This is a genomic window from Streptomyces hygroscopicus subsp. hygroscopicus (assembly GCF_001553455.1).
Lineage (GTDB): Bacteria > Actinomycetota > Actinomycetes > Streptomycetales > Streptomycetaceae > Streptomyces > Streptomyces hygroscopicus.
Genome location: NZ_BBOX01000596.1, coordinates 1 through 4,874, shown reverse-complemented (window position 1 = coordinate 4,874; position 4,874 = coordinate 1). Strand labels below are relative to the sequence as shown.

The following is a 4,874-nucleotide window of genomic DNA, read 5'->3' as shown; positions in this document are numbered from 1 at the left end:
CGTCCGCAGGGCGCCCGACGCCTTCCGCTTCATCAGCCAGGCCCGGCACACCGGCAAGGTGGCGCTGACCATCCCGCGGCGGCTGGAAGGCCCGGGGACGGTGCTGGTGACCGGTGGTACGGGTGGTCTGGGTGCGTTGCTGGCCCGTCATCTGGTGGTGGAGCATGGGGTCCGGCATCTGGTGCTGACGAGTCGTCGTGGTGTGGCGGCGCCGGGTGCGGCGGAGTTGGTGGCGGAGTTGTCGGGGCTGGGTGCGGAGGCGCGGGTGGTGGCGTGTGATGTCGCCGACCGGGGCGCGGTGGAGGAGTTGCTGGCGGGGATCGGGCCGGAGCGTCCGCTGTCGGCCGTGGTGCACGCGGCGGGTGTGCTGGATGACGGTGTGGTGGAGTCGCTGACGCCGGAGCGGGTGGACACGGTGCTGCGTCCGAAGGTGGACGCCGCGCTGCACCTGCACGAGCTGACCCGCGACCTCGACCTCTCCGCCTTCATCCTGTTCTCCTCCGTCTCCGGAACCTTCGGCGGCGCCGGACAGGCCAACTACGCGGCGGGCAACGCGTTCATGGACGCCCTGGCCCAGCACCGCAGGGCCGAGGGACTCCCGGCCGCCTCGCTCGTGTGGGGGCCGTGGACCCAGGGCAGCGGCATGACCAGCGAACTGGGCGACGCCGACGTCACCCGGATGACCAGGACCGGCATGGTCGCCCTCACCCCCGAGGCCGGACTCGCACTCTTCGACGCGACCCGCGATCTCGACGGTGCCGTCCTGGTGCCCATGACCATGGACATGTCCTCGCTGGGCGAGCCGGTACCGGCGCTCCTGCGCGGACTGGTGCGGACCCCTGCGCGCAGGACGGCGGAGTCGGGTGCCGCGAGCACCACGGCCGACCCGGCCACCGAGCTCAGGCAGCACCTGGCCGGGAAGTCCGAAACGGAGCGCGAGCGCATCCTGGTGGACCTGGTGTGCGACCAGGTGGCCATCGTCCTGGGCTACGCGTCGGGACGGGCGATCGAGCCGGGACACGCGTTCAAGGACCTCGGTTTCGACTCCCTGTCGGCCGTCGAACTGCGCAACCGTCTCAACGCGATCACCGGAACGCGGTTGCCGGCCACCCTGGTCTTCGACTACCCGACCCCGGCGGCGCTCGCACGGTTCCTGCGCGAGGAGGTCACCCCCGCCGACGGGCCCGCGACCGAGCCCGTCTTCGGGGAACTCGACCGGCTGGAGACCACCCTGTCTTCGCTCGACTCCGACAGCGAGACGCGCGCCAAGGTCATGGAGCGGCTCCAGGGCCTGGTGGCGAAGTGGTCGGCTGCCGGCACCGGACCGGTGTCCGGCACCGCGCCGGCGCCGGCCGACGACGCGGACGACGACAGCGAGATCGAATCGGCGACCGCCGACGAGATCTTCAAGCTCATCGATGACGAATTCGGAATGTCCTGACGTGGCGAGCAGAAATTCACAGACGGTTTCAAGGAGCTGGCGATAGTGGCGGAAGACGAAAAACTCCTTGACTACCTCAAGAAGGTGACGGCAGACCTGCGTCAGGCCCGTCGGCGACTTCGACAGGTGGAGGAGCGGGACCGGGAGCCCATCGCCATCGTGGCGATGAGCTGCCGGTACCCCGGGGGCGTGAAGACGCCGGAGGAGCTGTGGCGGCTGGTCGCCGAGGGCGGCGACGCCATCACCGAGTTCCCGCCCGACCGGGGCTGGGACGTGGAGGGCTTCTTCGACTCCGACGCGGAGCGGTCCGGCACCTTCTCCGTCCGCGAGGGCGGGTTCCTGGACACCCCCGGCGACTTCGACCCCGGCTTCTTCTCCATGAGCCCGCGCGAGGCGCTCGCCACCGACCCCCAGCAGCGGCTGCTGCTGGAAACCGCCTGGGAGGCGTTCGAGCGCGCCGGAATCGACCCGGCGTCGGTGCGGGGCAGCCAGGCCGGTGTGTTCGTCGGCGCCTCGCCCTCCGGCTACGGCGCCGGAGTGAGCGAGATGCCCGAGGACGTGGAGGGACTGCTGCTCACGGGCAACGCCACCTCCGTGGTGTCCGGCCGGGTGGCCTACACCCTGGGCCTGGAGGGGCCCGCCGTGACGGTGGACACCGCGTGCTCGTCGTCGCTGGTGGCGCTGCACTGGGCCTGCCAGGCGCTCCGTCAGGAGGAGTGCTCGCTGGCACTGGCGGGCGGTGTCGCCGTCATGTTCACCCCCAGCATGTTCGTCGAGTTCAGCCGGCAGGGCGGGCTCGCTCCCGACGGACGGTGCAAGGCGTTCGGCGCGGGTGCCGACGGCACGGGCTGGGCGGAGGGCGTGGGCCTGCTCCTCCTGGAGCGGCTCTCGGACGCCCGGCGCAACAACCACCCGGTACTGGCCGTCATCCGGGGCTCGGCGATCAACCAGGACGGTGCGAGCAACGGCCTGACGGCCCCCAACGGTCCCTCGCAGCGCCGGGTGATCCGCCAGGCGCTGAAGAACGCGGGCCTGAAGCCCACGGACGTGGACGCGGTGGAAGCACACGGCACGGGCACGGCGCTGGGTGACCCGATCGAGGCGCAGGCGCTGCTCGCCACCTACGGCAAGGAACGGCCGGAGAACAAGCCGCTGTGGCTGGGCTCGCTGAAGTCCAACATCGGCCACTCCCAGGCCGCCGCCGGTGTCGGTGGGGTCATCAAGATGGTGATGGCGATGCGCCACGGTGTGCTGCCCAAGACCCTCCACGCGGACGAGCCCTCGCCCCAGGTGGACTGGTCGGCGGGCGACATCCGGCTGCTGACCGAGTCGACCCCCTGGCCCGAGTCGGAGCAGCCGCGGCGGGCGGGCGTGTCCTCGTTCGGCATCAGCGGGACCAACGCGCACGCGATCCTGGAGCAGGCTCCGGAGATCGAGACGGAGGAGGAGGTCGCCGAGCCCGAGGTGGCCGGTGGTCCGGTGGCGTGGGTGGTGTCGGGCCGTAGCGCGGAGGGATTGCGGGCGCAGGCGGGCAGGCTGCGGGAGTACGTGGCCGAGCGCCCGGAGCTGAGCGTCTCCGATGTGGCGTTCTCGCTGGTGACGTCGCGGTCGGTGTTCGAGCACCGGGGTGTGGTGACGGGGGCTGACCGTGCGGAGCTTTTGGAGCGGTTGGGTGCGCTGGCCGGGGATGAGGTGGTCTCCGGTGTGACGCGTGGTGTGGCGGATGTGCGGGGGCGCTCGGTTTTCGTGTTCCCGGGTCAGGGTGCGCAGTGGGCGGGCATGGCGGTGGACCTGCTGGAGTCCTCGCCGGTGTTCGCGGAGTCGGTGGCCGAGTGCGAGGCGGCTCTGTCGGCGCATGTGGACTGGTCGCTCACCGATGTGCTGCGCGGCGCCGAGGGTGCTCCCGGTTATGACCGGGTGGATGTGGTACAGCCTGCGCTCTTCGCGGTGATGGTGTCGCTGGCGAGGTTGTGGCGTTCGGTGGGTGTGGAGCCGGACGCGGTGATGGGCCACAGCCAGGGCGAGATCGCCGCGGCCTGCGTCGCGGGCGCGCTCTCGCTCCAGGACGCCGCGAAGGTGGTGGCGCTGCGGTCGCAGGCGATCGCGGCGGGTCTGGCGGGCCGTGGTGGCATGGTGTCGGTCGGGCTGCCGGTGGACCATGTGCGTGAGCGCATCGCCGCCTGGGACGGCGCGATCTCCGTGGCGGCGGTCAACGGCCCCGGCTCGGTGGTGGTCTCCGGCGACCCCGGGGCGCTGGACGAGCTGGTCGCGCAGCTGGAGGGCGAGGAGGTGCGGGTCCGCCGGGTGCCGGTGGACTACGCCTCGCACTCCGCACACGTGGAGGAAATCCGTGAGGAGCTGCTGCGGGTCCTGGCGGACATCGCACCGCGTTCCTCCCAGGTGCCGTTCTACTCCACGGTCTCCGGCGAGCTGATCGACACCGCCGGACTGGACGCCGAGTACTGGTACCGCAACCTGCGCCAGACGGTCGAGCTGGAGGCCACGACGCGCACGTTGCTCGCAGACGGTCACACCGTGTTCATCGAGGCGAGCCCGCATCCGGTGCTGACCCTGCCGGTGCAGCAGACGGTGGAGGCGGCCGAGGCCCAGGCGGTGGTCGTCGGCACGCTGCGGCGTGACGAGGGAGGCTTGGAGCGGTTCCTGACCTCCGCCGCCGAGGTCTTCGTACGGGGCACCAAGGTGGCGTGGAGCACCACGCTGGAGGGCCGTGGCGCCCGCCGCGTCGAGCTGCCGACCTACGCCTTCCAGCGCGAACGCTACTGGCTCGATGGATTCGGCCTGCCGCCCAGCGGAAGCACGGCCGATGCCACCGGTTCCGTGGACGCGCGGTTCTGGGACGTGGTGGAACGCCAGGACCTGGAGTCGCTGGCGGGGACGCTGGCGGTCGACAGCGAGGCGCCGCTGAGCGCGGTGCTGCCCGCGCTGTCGGCGTATCACCGCAGCAGCCGTGACCAGTCCACGATCGACGGCTGGCGGTACCGGGTGGTGTGGAAGCCGTCCTCGGAGGTGGGCGAGGGGTCGCTGTCCGGGACGTGGCTGGTGGTGGTTCCGGCGTCCCGTGCCGAGGACGAGCTGGTGGCGGAGGTTGTCGCCGGTCTTGAGCGGCATGGTGCGGGTGTGGTGCCGGTCGTGGTGGACGAGCGGGACCTCGAGGCCGAGGTGCTGGCGGGGCGGCTGCATGAGGCGACCGCCGACGTGCCGGAGCTGGGGGGCGTGCTGTCGCTGCTCGCCCTGGACGAGGAGCCCTGCCCCGCACACCCGGCCCTCTCGGGCGGCTACGCGCTGACCCTGGTGCTGGTGCGGGCCATGGTCGGGGCCGACATTCCGGCTCTCTTGTGGTGCGGTACGCGTGGCGCGGTGTCGGTGGGCCGCTCGGACGCGCTGACCAGCCCGACGCAGGCGATGGTGTGGG

General features: G+C 71.8%; 2 protein-coding genes. Both read left to right on the top strand.

Going from position 1 to position 4,874, the window contains the following annotated elements:
• On the top strand, nt 1–1,441 hold a 1,441-nt coding region (locus tag AXW62_RS39115), incomplete at its 5' end, for a type I polyketide synthase (RefSeq protein ID WP_159061099.1).
• 45 nt (nt 1,442–1,486) lie between these two features.
• On the top strand, nt 1,487–4,874 hold a 3,388-nt coding region (locus AXW62_RS39110; protein ID WP_159061098.1), incomplete at its 3' end, for a type I polyketide synthase.